Source organism: Alphaproteobacteria bacterium US3C007 (assembly GCA_034423775.1).
In the GTDB taxonomy this organism is placed as follows: domain Bacteria; phylum Pseudomonadota; class Alphaproteobacteria; order Rhodobacterales; family Rhodobacteraceae; genus Thalassovivens; species Thalassovivens spotae.
On record CP139918.1, the window covers coordinates 2,311,998 to 2,329,491 of the forward strand.

General features: G+C 52.3%; 16 protein-coding genes. 9 read left to right on the plus strand and 7 right to left on the minus strand.

Annotated elements, in window-relative coordinates; genetic code table 11:
* Positions 1–16 precede the first annotated feature (16 nt).
* The 3 genes from UM181_11060 to UM181_11070 all read right to left on the minus strand — a co-directional run bounded on the left by UM181_11060 (position 17) and on the right by UM181_11070 (position 3,906).
* Positions 17–1,882 (minus strand): methyl-accepting chemotaxis protein, encoded by a 1,866-nt coding sequence (locus UM181_11060; protein ID WQC61871.1) that lies wholly within the window; start codon positions 1,880–1,882, stop codon positions 17–19.
* An 87-nt stretch (positions 1,883–1,969) separates the two neighbouring features.
* Positions 1,970–3,247, minus strand: coding sequence for a chemotaxis protein CheW (locus tag UM181_11065; protein ID WQC61872.1), 1,278 nt, complete (start codon positions 3,245–3,247; stop codon positions 1,970–1,972).
* Positions 3,244–3,906, minus strand: coding sequence for a ParA family protein (locus UM181_11070; protein WQC61873.1), 663 nt, complete (start codon positions 3,904–3,906; stop codon positions 3,244–3,246). Before UM181_11070 ends, UM181_11065 begins: the two co-directional genes overlap by 4 nt.
* A gap of 548 nt (positions 3,907–4,454) precedes the next feature.
* On the opposite strand from UM181_11070, the gene UM181_11075 reads away from it, so the two are divergent.
* Complete coding sequence (locus UM181_11075) at positions 4,455–5,222, plus strand: hypothetical protein (GenBank protein ID WQC61874.1); 768 nt, start codon at positions 4,455–4,457, stop codon at positions 5,220–5,222.
* A 47-nt stretch (positions 5,223–5,269) separates the two neighbouring features.
* Positions 5,270–5,584 (plus strand): DUF1272 domain-containing protein, encoded by a 315-nt coding sequence (locus UM181_11080; GenBank protein WQC61875.1) that lies wholly within the window; start codon positions 5,270–5,272, stop codon positions 5,582–5,584.
* Positions 5,585–5,604: 20 nt separating this feature from the next.
* Here the strand turns inward: UM181_11080 and UM181_11085 are convergent, their stop codons facing one another.
* Genes UM181_11085 through ccmI form a run of 3 tightly spaced genes read right to left on the minus strand, consistent with a single transcriptional unit; the run spans position 5,605 to position 7,564 of the window.
* On the minus strand, positions 5,605–5,841 hold the full coding sequence (locus UM181_11085) for a DUF1289 domain-containing protein (GenBank protein WQC61876.1): 237 nt from the start codon (positions 5,839–5,841) through the stop codon (positions 5,605–5,607).
* Positions 5,838–6,329: a Holliday junction resolvase RuvX gene (ruvX, locus tag UM181_11090; GenBank protein ID WQC61877.1), complete on the minus strand. Its 492-nt coding sequence runs from the start codon at positions 6,327–6,329 to the stop codon at positions 5,838–5,840. Before ruvX ends, UM181_11085 begins: the two co-directional genes overlap by 4 nt.
* Entirely contained in the window at positions 6,326–7,564 is a 1,239-nt protein-coding gene (gene ccmI / locus UM181_11095; GenBank protein WQC61878.1) for a c-type cytochrome biogenesis protein CcmI, read from the minus strand. Before ccmI ends, ruvX begins: the two co-directional genes overlap by 4 nt.
* 176 nt (positions 7,565–7,740) lie before the next feature.
* Between ccmI and UM181_11100 the strand changes: the two genes are divergently transcribed.
* The 6 genes from UM181_11100 (at position 7,741) to rarD (ending at position 14,873) form a co-directional block, all read left to right on the plus strand.
* Positions 7,741–8,985: a sarcosine oxidase subunit beta family protein gene (locus UM181_11100; GenBank protein WQC61879.1), complete on the plus strand. Its 1,245-nt coding sequence runs from the start codon at positions 7,741–7,743 to the stop codon at positions 8,983–8,985.
* A gap of 163 nt (positions 8,986–9,148) precedes the next feature.
* Positions 9,149–9,478, plus strand: coding sequence for a sarcosine oxidase subunit delta (locus UM181_11105; GenBank protein ID WQC61880.1), 330 nt, complete (start codon positions 9,149–9,151; stop codon positions 9,476–9,478).
* A 70-nt stretch (positions 9,479–9,548) separates the two neighbouring features.
* Positions 9,549–12,551 carry a sarcosine oxidase subunit alpha family protein gene (locus UM181_11110; protein WQC61881.1) on the plus strand — a complete coding sequence of 1,001 codons (3,003 nt, stop codon included), beginning with the start codon at positions 9,549–9,551 and terminating at the stop codon, positions 12,549–12,551.
* Positions 12,544–13,110, plus strand: coding sequence for a sarcosine oxidase subunit gamma family protein (locus UM181_11115; protein ID WQC61882.1), 567 nt, complete (start codon positions 12,544–12,546; stop codon positions 13,108–13,110). The genes UM181_11110 and UM181_11115 overlap by 8 nt, the downstream gene beginning before the upstream one ends.
* 142 nt (positions 13,111–13,252) lie before the next feature.
* Positions 13,253–13,852 carry a superoxide dismutase gene (locus tag UM181_11120; protein ID WQC61883.1) on the plus strand — a complete coding sequence of 200 codons (600 nt, stop codon included), beginning with the start codon at positions 13,253–13,255 and terminating at the stop codon, positions 13,850–13,852.
* Between the two features lie 145 nt (positions 13,853–13,997).
* Positions 13,998–14,873 (plus strand): EamA family transporter RarD, encoded by an 876-nt coding sequence (gene rarD, locus UM181_11125; GenBank protein ID WQC61884.1) that lies wholly within the window; start codon positions 13,998–14,000, stop codon positions 14,871–14,873.
* Here rarD and UM181_11130 read toward each other — a convergent pair.
* Positions 14,831–15,400 carry a TIGR00730 family Rossman fold protein gene (locus UM181_11130; protein ID WQC61885.1) on the minus strand — a complete coding sequence of 190 codons (570 nt, stop codon included), beginning with the start codon at positions 15,398–15,400 and terminating at the stop codon, positions 14,831–14,833. The two genes, rarD and UM181_11130, sit on opposite strands and share 43 nt — an antisense overlap.
* A gap of 101 nt (positions 15,401–15,501) precedes the next feature.
* On the opposite strand from UM181_11130, the gene UM181_11135 reads away from it, so the two are divergent.
* Positions 15,502–17,427 (plus strand): LysM peptidoglycan-binding domain-containing protein, encoded by a 1,926-nt coding sequence (locus UM181_11135; protein ID WQC61886.1) that lies wholly within the window; start codon positions 15,502–15,504, stop codon positions 17,425–17,427.
* Positions 17,428–17,494: the final 67 nt, after the last annotated feature.

Here is a 17,494-nt window from a genome sequence, read left to right on the forward strand (position 1 = left end):
TTGGCGCCGCCAGCGATTAATAGTTTTCAAAATTATTTGATTGAATTGGGTCCGAGGATGGTGCCGGTGGTCGCGATGAGGGCGCGGGCATCGATTGCTGAAGGCTCGCCTCTTCAGAGGGGTGGTCGGTTTTAAAGCGGGCGACCAATGCCTTCAAACGAGGGGCCAGAGCCGAAACCGTTTGCGCGGTTTGAAACAATTGTTGCGCGGCTGAGGCATTGCTTTGAATAACCCCGTCCAACACTTGCACCGAAGTGTTTATTTGCGCGGCTCCGGTAGATTGTTCTTCCGAAGAGGCGCTGATATTTTGTACAAGATCTTTGGTTTTTTCAATTTCAGGCAACAAAGCATTAAGCATCTGGTTGGTTTTTTCAGCCAGCTCTTTGCCCTCGCCAGACGAGACTTGAATATCAGAGGCGGCTTGCTTGCTTAATTCGGCCAGTTTTGACACTTCTGAGGCTACCACAGCAAAGCCTTTGCCATGCTCGCCAGCGCGGGCCGCCTCGACCGAAGCATTCAGGGCCAAAAGTTCAATTTTGCGGGTGATTTCTTCCACAATCGTAATTTTTTCTGCGATATCTTTCATAGATCCCGCGGTTTTTTCCATAGCTTGCGCGCAGACCTGCGCGTCTTCCGCCAAAATTGTGGCTTTGCGATCGGTTTCGACCGCGCCATCAGCATTTTCGCGGATGGATGTGGTCATCTGCTCCATCGCCGTTGCGGTTTCTTGAACTGAATTGGCTTGTTCGGTGGTGCCATCCGAGACTTGCTGTGCACCGGATTGCATTTGCTCTGATTGCTCGGTGACCTGGCGCGAAACCTCAAGCAGTGAGGCCACAATATTCGTGAGATTTTCCTGCATTTTTGAGATTGCGCGCATGACCAAACCGATTTCGTCATTGGAAGACAAATCATTTTTCACGGTGAGGTTGCCGTCAGAAATTTGATCGACAGCTATGATTGTTTCGCGCAAACGGCGCCGGATATCCATCGCGATCCAAATGCCGATGCTAAGCGAGATGATAAGCGAAGAACTGATGATCAGAACGGTTATCCTAAGAGCAGATTTTTCCGTTTCTTCAGCTTCGATCACCGCCTGAAACGATATATTTTGAACTTTTCTCAACAATGCATCCAGCTGGCCGTTTAATTGATTTTGCACCTCGTCTAGCTCGACCAAAATATCATTTCGCCTTTCCTCATAAGAGGATGCAGCGGTGGTTTTTTGCAATGAGGCGCCAGCACTGGTCTGTGGCGAAACGCCAGAGCTTTTGGACGTTGTTGCCCCATGCGCCCCATGCGCCCCATGCGAAGTGGGTTGAGGTATATTGCTCGGCTGCGACCCTCCGGCCTCTGTTGCCTCATTTTTGTTTTCTAATATTGAAATAAAACTCAACCCAAGGTCGTTGTAAATCTTGTGTAGAGTTTTGATTTCTTCGAAGCGCGTTAAAATATCAATGTAAACTGTTGCAATCTGCCCGATTTCATCTTCCAAGCGGGACAGCGCAGCGCTATCGATATTGCTATCTTCAGAATTTGATAACCCGATGACACCGCGCAGCAGGCTTTCCGCGATCTTTAACTCTTTAATCGTTATCTCATTCGCCTGTTCAAAATGGTGTATGCGCTTTTTGTATTCTTCGATTTCATTTAACTCTAAATCCAGTGCAGCCGTGGTTAACTCGATCTCTTGGATCAATTGATATTCTGCAAGCTTTGTGACGTGATTTTGCAAAGGAATTTCGACTGTTGATAGATTGTGGATTTTTTTACCAATCGAGGCCATCGAAGATATTGAATAGAGCCCGGAAGCGAGGCTGGTTAGACAAAATAAAAGGATTAGCGATATGATTTTGGCAGACAGGCTCATCGAGGTTTTCATGTCAGCTCCTAGTTTTAAAAAAATTGGTTTTAATAAGCGGTCTTGGTCATTGGCGCCTAAAAACAGACGCTTGATCTTAGTCTGGGATTAAATAAAATTTCTTTTTTCGCGGTATTCATTCAAATTTTCGGAACCTATCAGGTCGGGCAATGACAGGCGCATGATGGTGAGTTCGCCGATTTCGCTAATGCCTTGGAACAGGTCTGAAACGGGCTCTGACAGGATTTCTGTGCTGTTGCGAAAGCTGCGTATATCAACCGTCATCATGCCTAACACGTCATCCACGCAGAGCACCAAATCTTTGCCATTTTCTTGCAAGACCATGTATTTGTTACGTTCATCCAAAGCCCGCGGCATCAAGCTTAGATCTTTTGAAATATCGAGGCAGGATAAAACCTGCCCCCGTAGATTGATTAAGCCCCGCAAAAAATTTCCATCTCCGTAAATAGGCGTGACTTCATAGCCCTCTATAATTTCGATTACGTTCTCGACCGGAACCACAAAATGCACATTGGAAATGCGCGCATGAATAAATTCACTGGTTGTGCCAAACGTTTTGACCTGCCGGCCTTGCGTAATGTCCTCTTTGCCCTCAATCACGGTTTGACTGCCAATTTTAACAGTGGCCTCTTGCGCCAAACGCTGTGGTGAAATCAGGGTTAAATTGGAGCTTTGATAGCCGATCACGTCTAAGATGAAAAAGGCGCGTGCTGCATCGGTTAATATTCGGTTGCGCGGATCCAAAATGTCATCAGTGCATGACAAAACGGCCACATGACGGTCCATTGACAGGCAGAGCAACGTGCCATTCACGTCTAATTTAACAATCGATTGCGGGGCGTTGGCCGCCTGATTTTGTGAGGTTACGGGCGTTAAATCGCCACATTCGAAAACTGGAAGCAAACGGTTGCGATAGACCACAGTGCCAATACAGCTGCGCAGATTCAAGGTTAACGGTTCGATTGGTGCAAAATCGCGTACAACTTCCACTACATATTTCACGGGCACGCCGAATTGCGTATTATGGCGTTCGAAAATAAATAATTTTGAATATTCAGAAAAGGCTTCATCGGTTTCTGCAAGCGGTGAAAGCGCGACGTGCGGCGCCTCTGTTGCGGTTGCTTGTGGCTCTTCTCCCGCTTTAGCGCGCCGGCGGGTGTCAGGCTGTGCATCGCGCTGTTGGGATTGCTCGACCTCTGCCTCGACCTCTGCCTCTGTTACCGGCGCGGCTTTATCAGCCATATCGATCGCTTGGGTCTGCAAGGACAGATCTTCCAAGCGGTTTTCGGGCAGGACTTGCATTAAATCTTCAAGCTGGGTTTCTGCTGTTTTCGTCGCTGAAACGGGCTTTAAAGCTTTGCTCATGCAGCGGCCTCCGATTTATGCTGCGTGATGCGCTCCATCACCTCCCAACCCAGCGCGCGAAACTCTTGCGCGGCGCGGCTGTTTTGGTGGAAAATCGAGCAGCGGTTAAAATTCGCCTCGGCCTGCGAAACGCGTTGAGAAATCGCGGTATCCGCGGCTTTATACCCATCTGCCATAAGCTGTTGTCGGGCGTGTTGGAAGGCGACGGAATGTTTGTTAACCGCGTTCAAAACGGGCAATAAGCGATCTGAGGATGTTGCAAATTTTGGATTGACGCGTCGCGCAAACGCGGCCACCCAACCCAAGCCTACCAAATCATCGCGCGAGGGGCGGCAGGGGGTAATGATCAAATCTGAGGCTTCCAAACAGGCGGCCAATTCCCGCGAGACGGCGCCCTGACTGTCAACGCATAAAATATCACAGCGGCTTTGCTTGATATATTGTCTTATACTGTTTTCTTCATTGGCCACATAGGTTTGAACGTTCGCTAAACATTTATCTGAGCTTTCGCGCACCCAGTCATGGCTTGATTTTTGAAAGTCGGTATCAAGAATTATGACGTTGCGGCCGCGCATCCCGAAATAGGCTGCGAGGTTGACGCAAAATGTGGATTTTCCTGATCCACCTTTTGAACTGGCGAATGTGATAATATATGTCACGCGTAAATTTTTCTTAATCTTAAAATAAAATGCCCGTAGGCGGGTTTATGAATTTTTTACTCTAGTTGAGCAGACGTTCAAATAAGTCTGCGATAGGTGTGCGAGCCGAATTAGAAAGTTGAAAATATCAATCTTGAATTCCAAAACCGTGCGTTAGCTTGGTGTCCCTGTCAAGTTTCGTCTCAAATTATATCCTAAAACCCCAGATTCAACCATTTTGGATATATGTTTGATAGGTGAGTTGATTTCCATGCTTATGAACGATTCAGCCTGCTTGATCATTCTGAACTTTTGCCTGGCAAGGTGAAGGCCGCTGCGTGAGGGGCAGATCTGGTCGGCTCAATCGGGTTTTGCGCTGTCGTATTGACCGGTCATTGCGTTTTTTGTGGCTTGCAGGCGCTGATGCCGGTTTGCAAAATGAGGGTGTTATCCTTGGCAGGCAAACGATCAGGCCTAATTGAGAGGCCTGGGCGCGGGGCGTGAAGTCTAATTGTCTTTTTAATCTCTGATGCGTCAATATGCGAAGACAACAAACCACTGGGATAGGCATGTTTGGAACAACAGGTTGGCGTCGGTTCAAAGCCCATGACGAAATCAAAAGATGGGCGAACGCGGCACGAAAATTTGCCAGTGGCGCCGCGCAAACCCCCGCCTTGAAAGAAAAATGGTTGCAATGCGAAGGCACTTGGTATGTTGGCGTAGACGTCTTGCCTTCGGATGAAGACGGGCGGTTTGAGGGCATTGAGCTGGCCGGACCTGCTTCAGAGTTAATTCAAAGCGTGGCCACAAAGCCTCTGCACCCCGCGCAGGTCTCAATTCTTTATCCGGGATATCCAAAACCAAGGCAGGGCGAAACCAAGGCTGGGTTTGCCTATCGGCAGACGCGGGACGCGGCGCATGTGGACGGGCTTTTGCCCGTCGGCGCAGAGCGCCGCCGCATGTTGCGCGAGCCCCATGCCTATGTGCTTGGTTTGCCCTTGAACGCCTGCGATATCAAAGCCAGCCCGATGGTTGTCTGGGAAGGCTCGCATCTGATTATGCACAAAGCGTTTCAGGCCGCGCTCAGCCCCTATCCTGCATCGCAATGGTCCGACATTGATCTGAGCGATGTCTATCATGCGGCGCGCCGAGACGCGTTTGCAAACTGCCGCCGCGTGGCTGTTCATGCCGAGCCCGGCGAAGCCTATGCGATCCATAGGCTGGCCTTACATGGGATTGCCCCATGGCAGGCAGGTGCCCGTGCCCCCAGCGACGGCCGCATGATTGCCTATTTTCGGCCAGAATTGAATGATATTGTGGAGTGGCCAAACCTATGAGCGTTCGGGACTGCTGGCTGGTTTGTCCCGAGATAAGGAGAGCTGAGATGTTAGAATTGCGCCCGAATTGCGAGCTTTGCGATAAAGATTTGCCACCCGATAGTGTAGAGGCCCGCATTTGCTCATATGAATGTACCTATTGCGCTGATTGCGTTGAAACTGTGCTTTTTAATGTCTGCGCAACCTGCGGAGGAGGCTTGAGCGCCCGCCCGATCCGCCCCAAAAATTCTTGGCGGGCAAATCCCGAGCTTGGCTTATCGGTGCATCCTGCCTCGCAAACGCGGCGCGTTTCAAAATTTGCGCGGCCTGAAATTGAGGAAATGGTCGAAAAGCTGCGCGCGTTTAGCCCCGAGGAACGCTAACGTTTCGTGCCGGGGTTGGATTACGTTTTTTTGAGCCGGGCCGCGCGCCCGCCTTGGCGCTTTTTGAAAGCGGCCTGCCGGGCGGGCAGCTCTTGCATGAGTGTTCTGCGGGCTTCGGGGCTTAGTTGCGACCAAATGGAAATCTCTTCGATGCTGCGTAGGCACCCCGTACAGAGCCGTTCTTTAGGGTGAATCATACAGATTTTTACGCAGGGCGAATCTGGTTCATTGCGCTTCCAGAGATCTTTTTCTGTCATCTTGTTACCGCTGCATTTTGCGCATGAATATGGCACAGCCTGTCTAAAACACCCTGTAAAATATAGGAGGCAGCCACATGGTCGATCACTTCCGCGCGCCGGCGACGGGATGTATCGGCCTCTAATAAAGCTTTTTCAGCCGCGACGGTTGATAAACGTTCATCCCAAAAGCCGATTGGAATAGTAATATGGCTGCTCAAATTGCGCGCAAAAGCGCGCGTAGACTGGCAGCGTGGTCCTTCACTGCCATCCATATTGCGCGGCAGACCCAAAATTAACCCTTTGATATCGCGCGTGTGAATATGCGCTTCAAGCTGTTGGCGGTCGAGGTTGAATTTCGCGCGTTTGATGGTTTCAACCGGGGTCGCCACCGAGCGTAGCCCATCCGAAATCGCCACGCCGATCGTCTTGGTACCCAGATCCAAGCCAATAAGCGCGCCGGTTGCCGGAAGCGCCTGCGCAAATTCTTCAATCCTATCCATAATCATTGGATCAACCCAATCTCTTCTGCGGTTCGTTGCAAGGTTTCAAGATCCATGGCTGAATCTGCAAAGACCAGTTGCGCCTCACGCCAAATCTCTTGCGCTTCATCGATACGGCCCAAAACGCTTAGAGCACCAATCAGACGGGCCCATTCCGCGGATGAGCCACCTTCCGCGCCGAGGCGCTCGGCCAATTGCGCAACCATGCCTTCGATCATCATCATCCGCTCATCGGCGCTTAGATCACCCGCGGCATCAATATCGCTTTGCGTCGGCCCAGCCAGTTGCGCGGTGGCGGCGGCTTGGTCTACATCGGGCAGAACATAATCATTGATCCCCGCATAAACCGCCACTTCTTCAATTTGGTCCCGAATCGGTGTGATCCACGGCGCGTCTGCTGGCCCTTTTTCTAACAGCGCGCGCCAAAGCCGGAAAGCTTGGTCAGGGCGGTCATTCTGCGCCATCATTAGGCCAATATAATAGGTGGCACCCTCATGCGTGGGCTCTTGCTTGAGAATATCGCGCAAAATAGCCTCGGCCTCGGGTGCGACATAGCCTTGCACCGAGAGGATCAGCAATTCGGCATGGTCAAAGAAATCTGAAACGTCAGCGGCTTCACCTTTAAGCTTTAAGACCGACTGTTGCGCCTCAGCGGCGGCCGCAAAATTTTGCAAACCGGCTTCAACATTGGCCAAAAGCACATGACCTTCTAGATCCTCTGGTCGGTCGGCAACTGTTTTGCGAAGCTTTTTTACCAAATCCGTGTAATCGGCGCTGGGCGCAAAAACTTCGGGTTGGGCGGGAATTGCAGCGGCAAATTCTTCCAAACTGGGGCGCGTTTCCAATGACCGTTGAGCATTGGCAATGCGTTGTTTTTGCGAAAGGTTTTCATAACCAGGCGCACCGTATTCGCGGTACATTAAAAATGTTCCGCCCAAAAGAATCACCGTGATCAGCCCAGCTGTCAGGGCAAGTGAGGCAGGTGTATCCCTACGGGTTTGCGCGGGGCTGGTGGCATCAAGCGCTAAAATTCGTCGCGAGATTTCGATTTTCAGTCGGTCTGCCTCTTCTGCAGCCAAGAGCCCTTTGGCGACGTCTTTTTCAACCTCTTGCAACTGCTGTGTATAAATCAGCAATGCCGGCGCCGTGGTGTCTGGTTGCGCAGATTGCGCCCGCATGACGGCTAGGAAAAACGCAGCGACCACTGCTGATAACCCTGTGCTGATAATCCAAAACATCATAGCGCTGTCTCCCACCTTTCTCTTATCTAGCCTTCCTGACGCCCCGACAAAAGGGGCAATGCGTCGATTTGCACCAGATGTCGCAAGCGATAAATGTTGTGACGCTCTGAGGGTGTGGTAGTTTTTAGCATCTTGCCATAAGGCGGCACTGTCTAAGCTATTCTGAAAGTCCACTCATGAAGCGTTATTCTGCATTTTCAATTGCGCGCGAAGCGATGCGTTACCATAGCGGTTGGGAGCGGGCTTGGCGCAGCCCAACGCCCAAAGCCAAATATGATGTTGTGATCGTTGGCGCGGGGGGGCATGGATTGGCAACGGCCTATTACTTGGGTAAGAATTTTGGAATTAAAAACGTTGCCATTATCGAAAAGGGCTGGTTAGGGGGCGGTAACACGGGCCGCAACACTACAATTATCCGGTCAAATTATCTTCAGGATCCCTCTGCTGCGATATATGAAAAGGCGCGCAGCCTCTATGAGACGCTGAGCCAAGATTTGAATTATAACATTATGTTCAGCCCGCGCGGCGTGATGATGTTGGCGCAAACCCATCATGAAGTGCGTGGCTACCAAAGAACCGCCTATGCAAATGCGCTGCAAGGGGTGAAAACCGAATTTGTCGGACCTGAGCGCGTGAAAGAATTATGCCCGATTATCAATATCGACGGGCCGCGCTATCCAGTGCTGGGCGCTTTGTGGCAATCGCGGGCGGGCACCGCACGTCACGATGCAGTGGCTTGGGGCTATGCGCGCGCCTGCTCGGATATGGGTATGGATATCATTCAACAATGCGAAGTCACCGGGGTAACCCAAGCCGCAGGGCAGGTGACGGGGGTGGAAACGAGCAAGGGCGCGATTGCCTGCGATAAGCTGGGCATTGTGGTCGCCGGGCATTCGGGCGTTTTGGCCGAGATGGCCGGATTTCGCCTGCCGGTAGAATCGGTGGCCTTACAGGCGCTGGTGTCCGAACCAATCAAGCCTTGCATGGATGTAGTGGTCATGGCCAATACCGTGCATGGATATATGAGCCAATCGGATAAGGGTGAGATGGTGATTGGGGGCGGCGCGGATGGATTTAACAATTACACCCAACGTGGAAGCTTTCATCACGCCGAAGAAACTGTTCGGGCCTTGGTTGAAACCTTCCCAATGATTTCACGGCTTAAGATGCTGCGCTGGTGGGGCGGTATAGTGGATATGACGGGGGATCGCTCACCGATTCTGTCAAAAACGCCTTTAGACAATTGCTTTATCAATTGTGGTTGGGGAACCGGCGGCTTCAAAGCCATTCCCGGCTCGGGTTTTGGCATGGCTGAGTTGATCGCAAAAGGCGCCTCTTCGCTGACTGATGAGTTCTCGATGTGGCGCTTCAAAGAAGGCAAATTTATCGATGAAAGCGTGGCGGCCGGGGTGGCCCATTGATGGCGCAGGCTGAATTTTTCGATGCTGCATATGCTCCAAGCACTGGGCAGATTGCCGGCTCGGCTCAGACGCAGGGCGGCGCTGTGATCGCGCGCGAAATCTTAGATTTTACGGCGCACTGGAGTTTTTTGCGCAAAATTGTGTTCCGAAAGGATGGCTTAATATGTTGGTGATGACATGCCCCTATTGCGGCGTTGAAGCCGAAGAAACCGAGCTAAGCCCGGGCGGCGAGGCGCATCTGAAGCGTTTTAGCGTCGGGTCAAGTGATGATGAATTTGAAGCCTATTTGTTCCAACGCGAAAACCCCAAAGGCCTACATTTTGAACGTTGGCGGCATAGCTTTGGCTGTGGAAAATGGTTTCATGCCGCGCGCTGCACTATGAGTTTGGAAGTGTTTGGAACCTATTCGGCGCAAAGTTTGGCCCCTCCTGAAGATATTAAAAACGCCATTTCTGCAAAGCGCCCTGGCTGGTCGTGGCGGGAGTTTTCGTAATGTTTTTTTGCCGCAATTTTAAACGCTGCAAGTCAGCGCCCCAACCCTTCGTTTTAAAAGGCAGCATGCAATGAGTACGCGTTTGCAAACGGGCGGTCGTCTTTTGAATAAAGACGTCCCTTTGAATTTTACGTTTAACGGCCGCAAAATGCAGGGCTATGAAGGCGATACCTTGGCCTCGGCCTTGCTGGCGAATAATCAAATGCTGATGGGCCGCTCTTTTAAATATCACCGCCCGCGCGGCGTTGTCAGCAGCGGCGCTGAAGAACCGAATGCTCTGATTAATATGGGCGAGGGCACCCGGTTTGAGCCCAACCAGCGCGCAACGACGACCGAATTATTTGACGGCCTCGTGGCTGAATCGCAAAACCATTGGCCCAGTTTGGAATTTGACATTGGCGCGATCAATAGCAAATTGGCGCGTTTCCTGCCGGCCGGGTTCTATTATAAAATGTTCATTCACCCACGCCCGCTTTGGAAACATGTGTATGAGCCCTTTATTCGCCGCTCGGCCGGTTTGGGCAAAGCGCCCAAAATGCGCGATGGCGATACCTACGAACATTTTTATGCCTTTTATGATTTGGTCATTATTGGGGGCGGTATTGCCGGATTGATGGCCGCGAAAGCAGCTGCAAGTTCGGGCGCACAGATCTTGATCATGGAGCAAAGCGCACATTGGGGGGGGCGCTGCGTGGTGGAGCCCGATCAGATTAACGGCAAAGATCCCGAATATTTTATCCAGGATCTGGTTGCAGAGCTGACGGCCCAGCCAAACGTAACAATGCGCACCCGTTTAATGGGCGCAGGTGTCTATGATCACGGCTATCTTTTGGGATATGAGCGGCTGCGGGATCATGCACCATCAGAGCCAGGCCCACGGCATCGTTTATGGCGGATCAGAGCGGCAAAAATCCTGACCGCGACGGGCGCGATTGAGCGGCCGCTTTCTTTTGCGGGCAATGATCTTCCGGGGGTGATTTTGGCCTCGGCTTTGCGCGATTACGTTGAGAATTTCGGCGTGTCTATGGGCGATCGCACGGTCGTTCTAACCAATAATGATGATGCGTATCGTACGGCCATAGCCTTGAAAGCTGCGGGGCTTGATGTGCCGGTTATTTTGGATGCGCGCAGCGCAGGTGGTGGCGCCTTGGCCGAGGCGGCAAAAAAGTTGGGCATTCGCGTGGAAACGGGCAAAGCCGTGGCGTTCGTGAAGGGGCGCGGGGCGGTGACGGGCGTGGCCATTTGCGATCAAGCGGGGCAGGGCACGGTTTTGGAAGAAATCGCATGTGATTGTTTGGCGATGTCGGGGGGTTGGTCTCCGGTGGTTCATTTATGGTCGCATTGCGGGGGCAAACTGATCTGGGATCAGGCTTTGGCCATGTTTCGGCCAGATCCTGAAAAAGCTCCGCGTGACCAAAAGGGCGAGGGGTTTGTTTTGGCGGCTGGCGCGGCCAATGGGCATTTTTCTTTGGGCGCAGTGATGCAAGATGCGCTGCAGCAAGGCGCAGAGGCCGCGGGTGTAACAGCGGCTGCACAGCCCCTGCCTGAGATCGATCAAACGGCGGAAGCTGCGATGGAAGCGGTCTGGATGATGCCGCAGGGTGCGGGTATAAAACTACGTTCAAAAGCATGGCTGGATTTCCAAAATGACGTCAAGGTCAGCGATGTGCAATTGGCGGCGCAAGAGGGGTTTGAAAGCGTCGAACATGCCAAACGCTACACCACATTGGGCATGGCGACGGATCAGGGGAAATTGTCGAATATTAATGGTTTGGCGGTGCTCGCTGGGGCTTTGAATGCCGACATTCCAGCGGTGGGTACAACCACCTTTCGCCCACCTTACACGCCGATCTCCATGGGTGCGATTGCGGGCGCGGCGCGCGATGAAATTTTTCAACCGGTACGGCAAACACCGATACATGACTGGCATGTGGAACAGGGGGCCTACATGGAACCGGTGGGGCAATGGCGCCGCCCCTATTGCTATCCTCGGGCCGATGAAACCCATCAAGACGCGGTTGCGCGTGAAATTCGCCAAACAAGAAATTCGGTGGGGCTGTTGGATGCCTCTACTTTGGGCAAGCTTTTGGTACAGGGACCAGATGCCGCAAAGTTTTTGGATATGCTCTACACCAATATGATGAGCACGTTGAAAATCGGAAAATGCCGCTATGGGTTGATGTGTTCGGAAAACGGCTTTTTGATGGATGATGGGGTCGTGGTACGCCTTGATGAGCAATCATTTCTTTGCCACACCACTTCTGGCGGGGCCGAGCATATTCATGCGCATATGGAAGAATGGCTGCAAACCGAATGGTGGGATTGGAACGTCTATGTAGCCAATCTAACCGAACAATATGCGCAAGTGGGTGTGGTGGGACCGAAAGCGCGCGACGTCTTGGAAAAGCTGGGCGGTCTAGATGTAAGCAAAGAGGCGCTGGGTTTTATGGAATATGCCGAGGGGCGGCTGGGCGCTTTTGACGTGCGTGCCTTTCGGATTTCCTTTTCGGGCGAGCTTTCTTACGAAATCGCCGTACCTGCGGGGCAGGGGCTGGCGTTTTGGCAGGCGCTCTGCGCGGCCGGAGAAGAATTTGGGATCATGCCCTATGGCACCGAGGCGCTGCACGTGATGCGGGCCGAAAAAGGGTTTATTATGATCGGCGATGAAACGGATGGTACGGTTATTCCGCAGGATTTGGGATTACATTGGGCGATTTCAAAAAAGAAAAGCGATTTTCTAGGCAAGCGCGCGCAAGAGCGCAGCCATATGGTAGATCCAGACCGGTGGAAACTTGTCGGATTGGAAACGCTGGATGGCAGCGTTCTGCCAGATGGGGCTTATGCTGTGGGTGAGGGCGAAAACGCAAATGGTCAGCGCAATACGATTGGCCGCGTGACCTCCACTTATTTCTCGCCAACGCTGAATCGCGGCATCGCCATGGGGTTGGTTGCGCAGGGGCCTGATCGCATGGGAGAGATTTTGAATTTCCCTGATCTTTCGGGCAATGAGGTGAAGGTAAAGCTGGTTGATCCGGTGTTTTATGACAAGAATGGAGATAGACAAAATGTCTAAGCTGCAGACACAGGATAAACCCGCAGATTTTGAGGGCATTGCTCGAATTTCTCAGGTGTCAGGCTTGGGCATGCTGACTTTGCGCGGTGATTTTTCGGATAAAAAATTTCAAGCCGGGCTGAAAAAGACCACGCGCCTATCACTGCCGGTGCCGCGGCAAATTGAGCAGGCCGGTGGGCTGTCTCTTGCCTGGATGTCACCCGATGAGGCGCTTTTGATCGGCCCCGAAGACGAGGTGTCTGAGGTTTTGCCCTTGCTTGAAGCGGCGTTGAAAAATTGCCATGCCATGGTGGTTGACGTGTCAGATGCGCGGGCGGTTTTCGCAATTTCGGGCGGGGCGGCGCGCAGCGTGGCGGCGAAACTGGCGCCGGTAGATATGCGCGTAAGTGGCTTTCCAATTGCCGAAATAAGGCGCACTCGGTTTGGCCAAATTGCAGCTGCGATGTGGCTGCCAGCTGAAGCTGAAATCAGAGTGATTTGCTTTCGTTCGGTGGCTCGTTTTATGTTCAAACAACTATGCGTTGCGGCTGCTATTGGGGCAGAGGTTGGCGATTGGTAATCCCCCCGCTGCGGGCGCTTTTTTCTTTAAGGGCTTGAACGGATCCCAAATTATTGTTTTTTATCGGGTTAGGGCTTGACCTCGCAGGGGGAACCCTACCATTTGTGCTTGGTGAATTTGTAAATTTGAAAGGGGGCCTTCTATGGCTTTTGAACTTCCTGATCTTCCCTATGCCCATGATGCGCTTGCCGATAAAGGTATGTCCAAGGAAACGTTGGAATATCATCACGATCTGCATCACAAAGCCTATGTTGATAATGGCAATAAACTGATTGCCGGCACCGAGTGGGAAAACCAATCGCTCGAAGATATTATCCGGGGCACCTATCAAGCGGGTGCGGTGGCGCAAAACGGTATTTTCAACAATGCGAGCCAGCATTGGAACCACAATCAGTTTTGGGAAATGATGGGGCCAGGCGGCGCTGCCATGCCCTCAGAACTGGATGCGGCAATCAGCGATAGCTTTGGAAGTGTTGATGCGTTTAAATCGGAATTTGCAGCTGCGGGCGCTGGTCAATTCGGCGCCGGATGGTGCTGGCTTGTCAAAGATGCGGATGGCGGATTGAAAGTGACCAAGACCGAAAATGGCGTGAACCCGCTTTGTTTTGGCCAAACGGCTTTATTGGGCTGCGATGTGTGGGAACATTCCTATTATATCGATTTCCGCAATAAACGTCCGGTCTATCTGACAAACTTCCTCGATAATCTGGTGAATTGGGAAAATGTAGCCAGCCGCATGTAAGGCAACGCGCATAAATAAGATAGAAACCTGCCAAATCTTTGTTTGGCAGGTTTTTTCATGAGGGTTGACACAGACAAGGCGGTGCAAAAGCGCAAGCCTGCAATGCCCTGAGCATGATCACAAGAAAACGACGAGGCTGCGTGATATGAACAGAACGGCCCAGGGCATTCTTGCTATTCTGGCGGCCTGCGTGATTTGGGGGCTCTCGCCTTTGTATTACAACTTGCTGACGATGGTGCCGCCGCTTGAATTGCTGGCGCAGCGCACCCTGTGGTCTTTTTTGTTTTTTGCTTTGGTTTTGGGGCTGCAGGGCCGGTTTTCTGCGTTAATCCATGCGCTTGGCAACCGAGGGCATGTGATCACTTTATTCGCCGCAGCCTGTGCCATTGCCGTGAACTGGTATTTTTTCATCTATTCGGTCCAGATCAATCGCGTCAGCGAGGCAAGTTTGGGTTATTTTATTTTCCCCTTAGTCGCTGTGGTTTTTGGCTTGATTGTTTTCAAGGAAAAGCTCTCTGCCCTGCAATGGGTTGCCGTGGCGCTTGCGGTATTTGCCGTGTTGATTTTGACCTATGGTTTGGGGGTCGCGCCTTGGTTGGCCTTGGTTTTATCGCTGAGCTTTGGAACCTATTCGGTTTTGAAAAAGCGCTTGGATTTATCGCCTGTGATCAGCGTCACGCTTGAGGTGATGCTGCTCTTGCCGCTGACGGTGCCCTATCTGCTGATCCAAAATTGGCCCATTCAAGACAGCACTGATAGTTGGCAGATATGGTTTTTATTGATGGGCTCCGGCCCGCTGACCGCAACGCCCTTGATCTTGTTTTCCTATGCAACGCGCCGGATTTCTATGTCGACCGTTGGGATCATGCAGTACATCAATCCCAGCATTCAGTTTTTGGTAGCTTTACTGATCTTTGCCGAGCCTATGACGGATTGGCATTTTGGGGCGTTTTCGATCATTTGGGTTGCCGTGGTGATTTATAGCTGGTCGGGGTTTTCGGCGCGCAACGCTGCCAAATAAGCCAAAACGTCTGTTGCGGTAGTCTGCACCGTGTAAAAATCGCGAATGCTGGGATCTGCAAATTCTTCTGCGATAAAATGCTCGGCCAATTTTAAAAGCGGATCCCAATAGCCAGCCACGTTCAGGATGATAACGGGTTTGCTGTGCAGCCCCAATTGACGCCATGTCAGAACTTCAAAAAATTCATCAAGCGAGCCTGCGCCGCCGGGCATAAGCACCACAGCATCGCAATTCATGAACATCACTTTTTTACGTTCATGCATATTTTCGGTGACAATAAAGCTGCTGAGATCTTGTTTGCCGACTTCAAGCTGCAAAAGATGCGTTGGAATCACCCCAAAGGTTTCGCCACCTGCGGCTTGTGCGGCGCGGGCAACATTGCCCATCAAGCCAACATCGCCAGCACCATAGACCAGTCTCCAGCCCCGCTCTGCAAGCCCGGTGCCCAAAGCGCTGGCCTCTTGGGCATAAATCGGCTTCGCACCGCGGCGCGAGCCGCAGTATACACAGACTGAAAAGCATTGCATTTTGGGGTCCTTTTGCGGCATGTCACACTTTGACCATGTTTACCTGCAGTGTTATGGTCTCTCAATGTTTTATTGGGGTCTGGGGGCTCCGAAGGGTGAATATGCAAGAAAACACGTCGCGCGCCAGGCTGCCTGCTTGGATTTTTTTCGCTTTGGCCATGATTGCGGTTATCGGATTTGTGGTTTTTCAACAAAATCGCCCGTCTGACGTACCGCCAGAGGCGTCTGTGCAGCCGCCTGAGCAGCCTGTGAACAAGGCGATTGAGGCGGTGAAGGATCCCGCAGCACAATCCGAAGAAATAGCGGATGCACCTGAGAAACAAGCTATAGATACGGATGAAACGCCACCAGGAACAGAATCGGCGCTCGAAAGTGGCGCCCTTGCGGGCAGCGACAGCTTGGTCGATCAATCGCAGGCTGAGGCAGCCAACGATTCGCCGACAGATCTAACGCCCGCGCAATCCAAAGCTGAAATCGCTGCGGAAGAGACGCGGGCTACAGAATCAACCAAAGCGCCAGAGGCCACCGGAGAAGAGGCGGAGGGTGCTGCCGAAGAAGGTGCCGCTGCTGGTGAAGCTGAGGCGCTCCAACCGACCGGCGCGGCTGGATCACAAACTGGCGCGGCGAAAACCGCCATTGATGATGCGGCAACCGAACCTGAGAATCTGCAAAAGCGACCCGCGGCAGAAGGTACAAATCAAGCAGAGGCGCCCGTCACACAGCCTGCCGCTGAAGACGTGGGTGCGACAATATCCGCTCAGACGCGCCAAGAGACCGCGCAAGCCGCCACCGAAGAGGCGGCAGACTTGCCGGCGAAAGAGAAAAAACCCTTGGCTAGGATGCCCCAAATTGAAACCATTCGGATTGAGGCAGATGGTGCCGTTTTGATCGCCGGTTTGGTCGACCCCAATCAAGCCGTTGATGTGCTGGTCAATGATGTCGCGCTACTCACGCTTTACGCAGATGGATCTGGGAATTTTGCAGGTTTTTTTGATTTGCCCTATAGCAGTGAACTGCGCGTCATTCGGCTGCGCGTTGGGACCGCTGAGGCCTATGTGTTTTCCGATCAAGATGTTTTGGTCTTGCCCACGCAGATTGCCGCGCCGTTGCCAGAGGCGATCGAAACACCTGATGAAGCGGACATCGAGCTTGCCGAAAACGCAGAGGCACCCCCTGAGGCGACCGCATCCGAGCAGAGCCAGGCAAATGAGACGTTGCAAGGCGGTTTAGATCTCAGCGGCCTATCAACCAAAAGCAGCAGCGCGGCGTCCGCCGTAGAGGGTCAGGACAACGATAACCAAAGCGCCTCGGAAGGCGAAACGACCGAAAGCGCGCGCGCCGATCTCGAAAGCCCCGAGGTGCAAAAACCCGCTGACAAACCCAACGCAAAGGCTGCGGAAACGCCAAAAATTGTAGATGCTGAGCCTGAAGAAACTGCGTCTGCGCAACCCCTATCTGAGGCTCCGGCCAAAAGCTCGGCGGATCCCGCTGCGCCGCCCAAAGTTTTAATCGCGGATAAAGACGGCGTTCGTGTTGTACAATCCGATGATAGCCTTGACCAAGACGCCATCGCTTTGGATGCGATCAGCTATGATGAGGATGGCCAAGTTATGCTGTCTGGTCGCAGCAACCCGATGGCTTATCTAAGGATTTATCTTGATAACGCACCGGTTCTTTTGGTGCGCCCGGATGATGATGGCAACTGGAAAACCTTGCTCAGCAACGTTGATCCGGGGGTTTATACGCTGCGTATTGATCAGGTGAATGCGGCGGGTAAAGTGATTTCGCGACTTGAAACACCTTTCAAAAAGGAAAGCCCGCAAAAGCTTCTTACCCATCTCCAAGACACCAAAACCGAGGCGCGGATAAATGTGGTTACGGTGCAGCCTGGATATACGCTTTGGGCGATAGCGCGCAAACGTTATGGGCGGGGGATTTTATACGTGCGGGTGTTTGAAGCCAATCGTGATAAGATCCGTGATCCTGATTTGATCTATCCGGGGCAGGTCTTTGATCTCCCCGATTAAGGCGTTTCGAATAGGTCTGGCAGGCCTCTTCTGGTGAGAGCTGTACCACGTGTTGAGAAACGGTTCA

What these genes read in the sequence shown, in the direction of transcription:
- ccmI (WQC61878.1), bottom strand. Translation starts at nt 7,564, where the DNA reads ATGATGTTTTGGATTATCAGCACAGGGTTATCAGCAGTGGTCGCTGCG.
- ruvX (WQC61877.1), bottom strand. Translation starts at nt 6,329, where the DNA reads ATGATTATGGATAGGATTGAAGAATTTGCGCAGGCGCTTCCGGCAACC.
- UM181_11075 (WQC61874.1), top strand. Translation starts at nt 4,455, where the DNA reads ATGTTTGGAACAACAGGTTGGCGTCGGTTCAAAGCCCATGACGAAATC.
- UM181_11080 (WQC61875.1), top strand. Translation starts at nt 5,270, where the DNA reads ATGTTAGAATTGCGCCCGAATTGCGAGCTTTGCGATAAAGATTTGCCA.
- UM181_11115 (WQC61882.1), top strand. Translation starts at nt 12,544, where the DNA reads ATGTCTAAGCTGCAGACACAGGATAAACCCGCAGATTTTGAGGGCATT.
- UM181_11085 (WQC61876.1), bottom strand. Translation starts at nt 5,841, where the DNA reads ATGACAGAAAAAGATCTCTGGAAGCGCAATGAACCAGATTCGCCCTGC.
- UM181_11130 (WQC61885.1), bottom strand. Translation starts at nt 15,400, where the DNA reads ATGCAATGCTTTTCAGTCTGTGTATACTGCGGCTCGCGCCGCGGTGCG.
- UM181_11065 (WQC61872.1), bottom strand. Translation starts at nt 3,247, where the DNA reads ATGAGCAAAGCTTTAAAGCCCGTTTCAGCGACGAAAACAGCAGAAACC.
- UM181_11135 (WQC61886.1), top strand. Translation starts at nt 15,502, where the DNA reads ATGCAAGAAAACACGTCGCGCGCCAGGCTGCCTGCTTGGATTTTTTTC.
- UM181_11105 (WQC61880.1), top strand. Translation starts at nt 9,149, where the DNA reads ATGTTGGTGATGACATGCCCCTATTGCGGCGTTGAAGCCGAAGAAACC.
- UM181_11060 (WQC61871.1), bottom strand. Translation starts at nt 1,882, where the DNA reads ATGAAAACCTCGATGAGCCTGTCTGCCAAAATCATATCGCTAATCCTT.
- rarD (WQC61884.1), top strand. Translation starts at nt 13,998, where the DNA reads ATGAACAGAACGGCCCAGGGCATTCTTGCTATTCTGGCGGCCTGCGTG.
- UM181_11100 (WQC61879.1), top strand. Translation starts at nt 7,741, where the DNA reads ATGAAGCGTTATTCTGCATTTTCAATTGCGCGCGAAGCGATGCGTTAC.
- UM181_11110 (WQC61881.1), top strand. Translation starts at nt 9,549, where the DNA reads ATGAGTACGCGTTTGCAAACGGGCGGTCGTCTTTTGAATAAAGACGTC.
- UM181_11120 (WQC61883.1), top strand. Translation starts at nt 13,253, where the DNA reads ATGGCTTTTGAACTTCCTGATCTTCCCTATGCCCATGATGCGCTTGCC.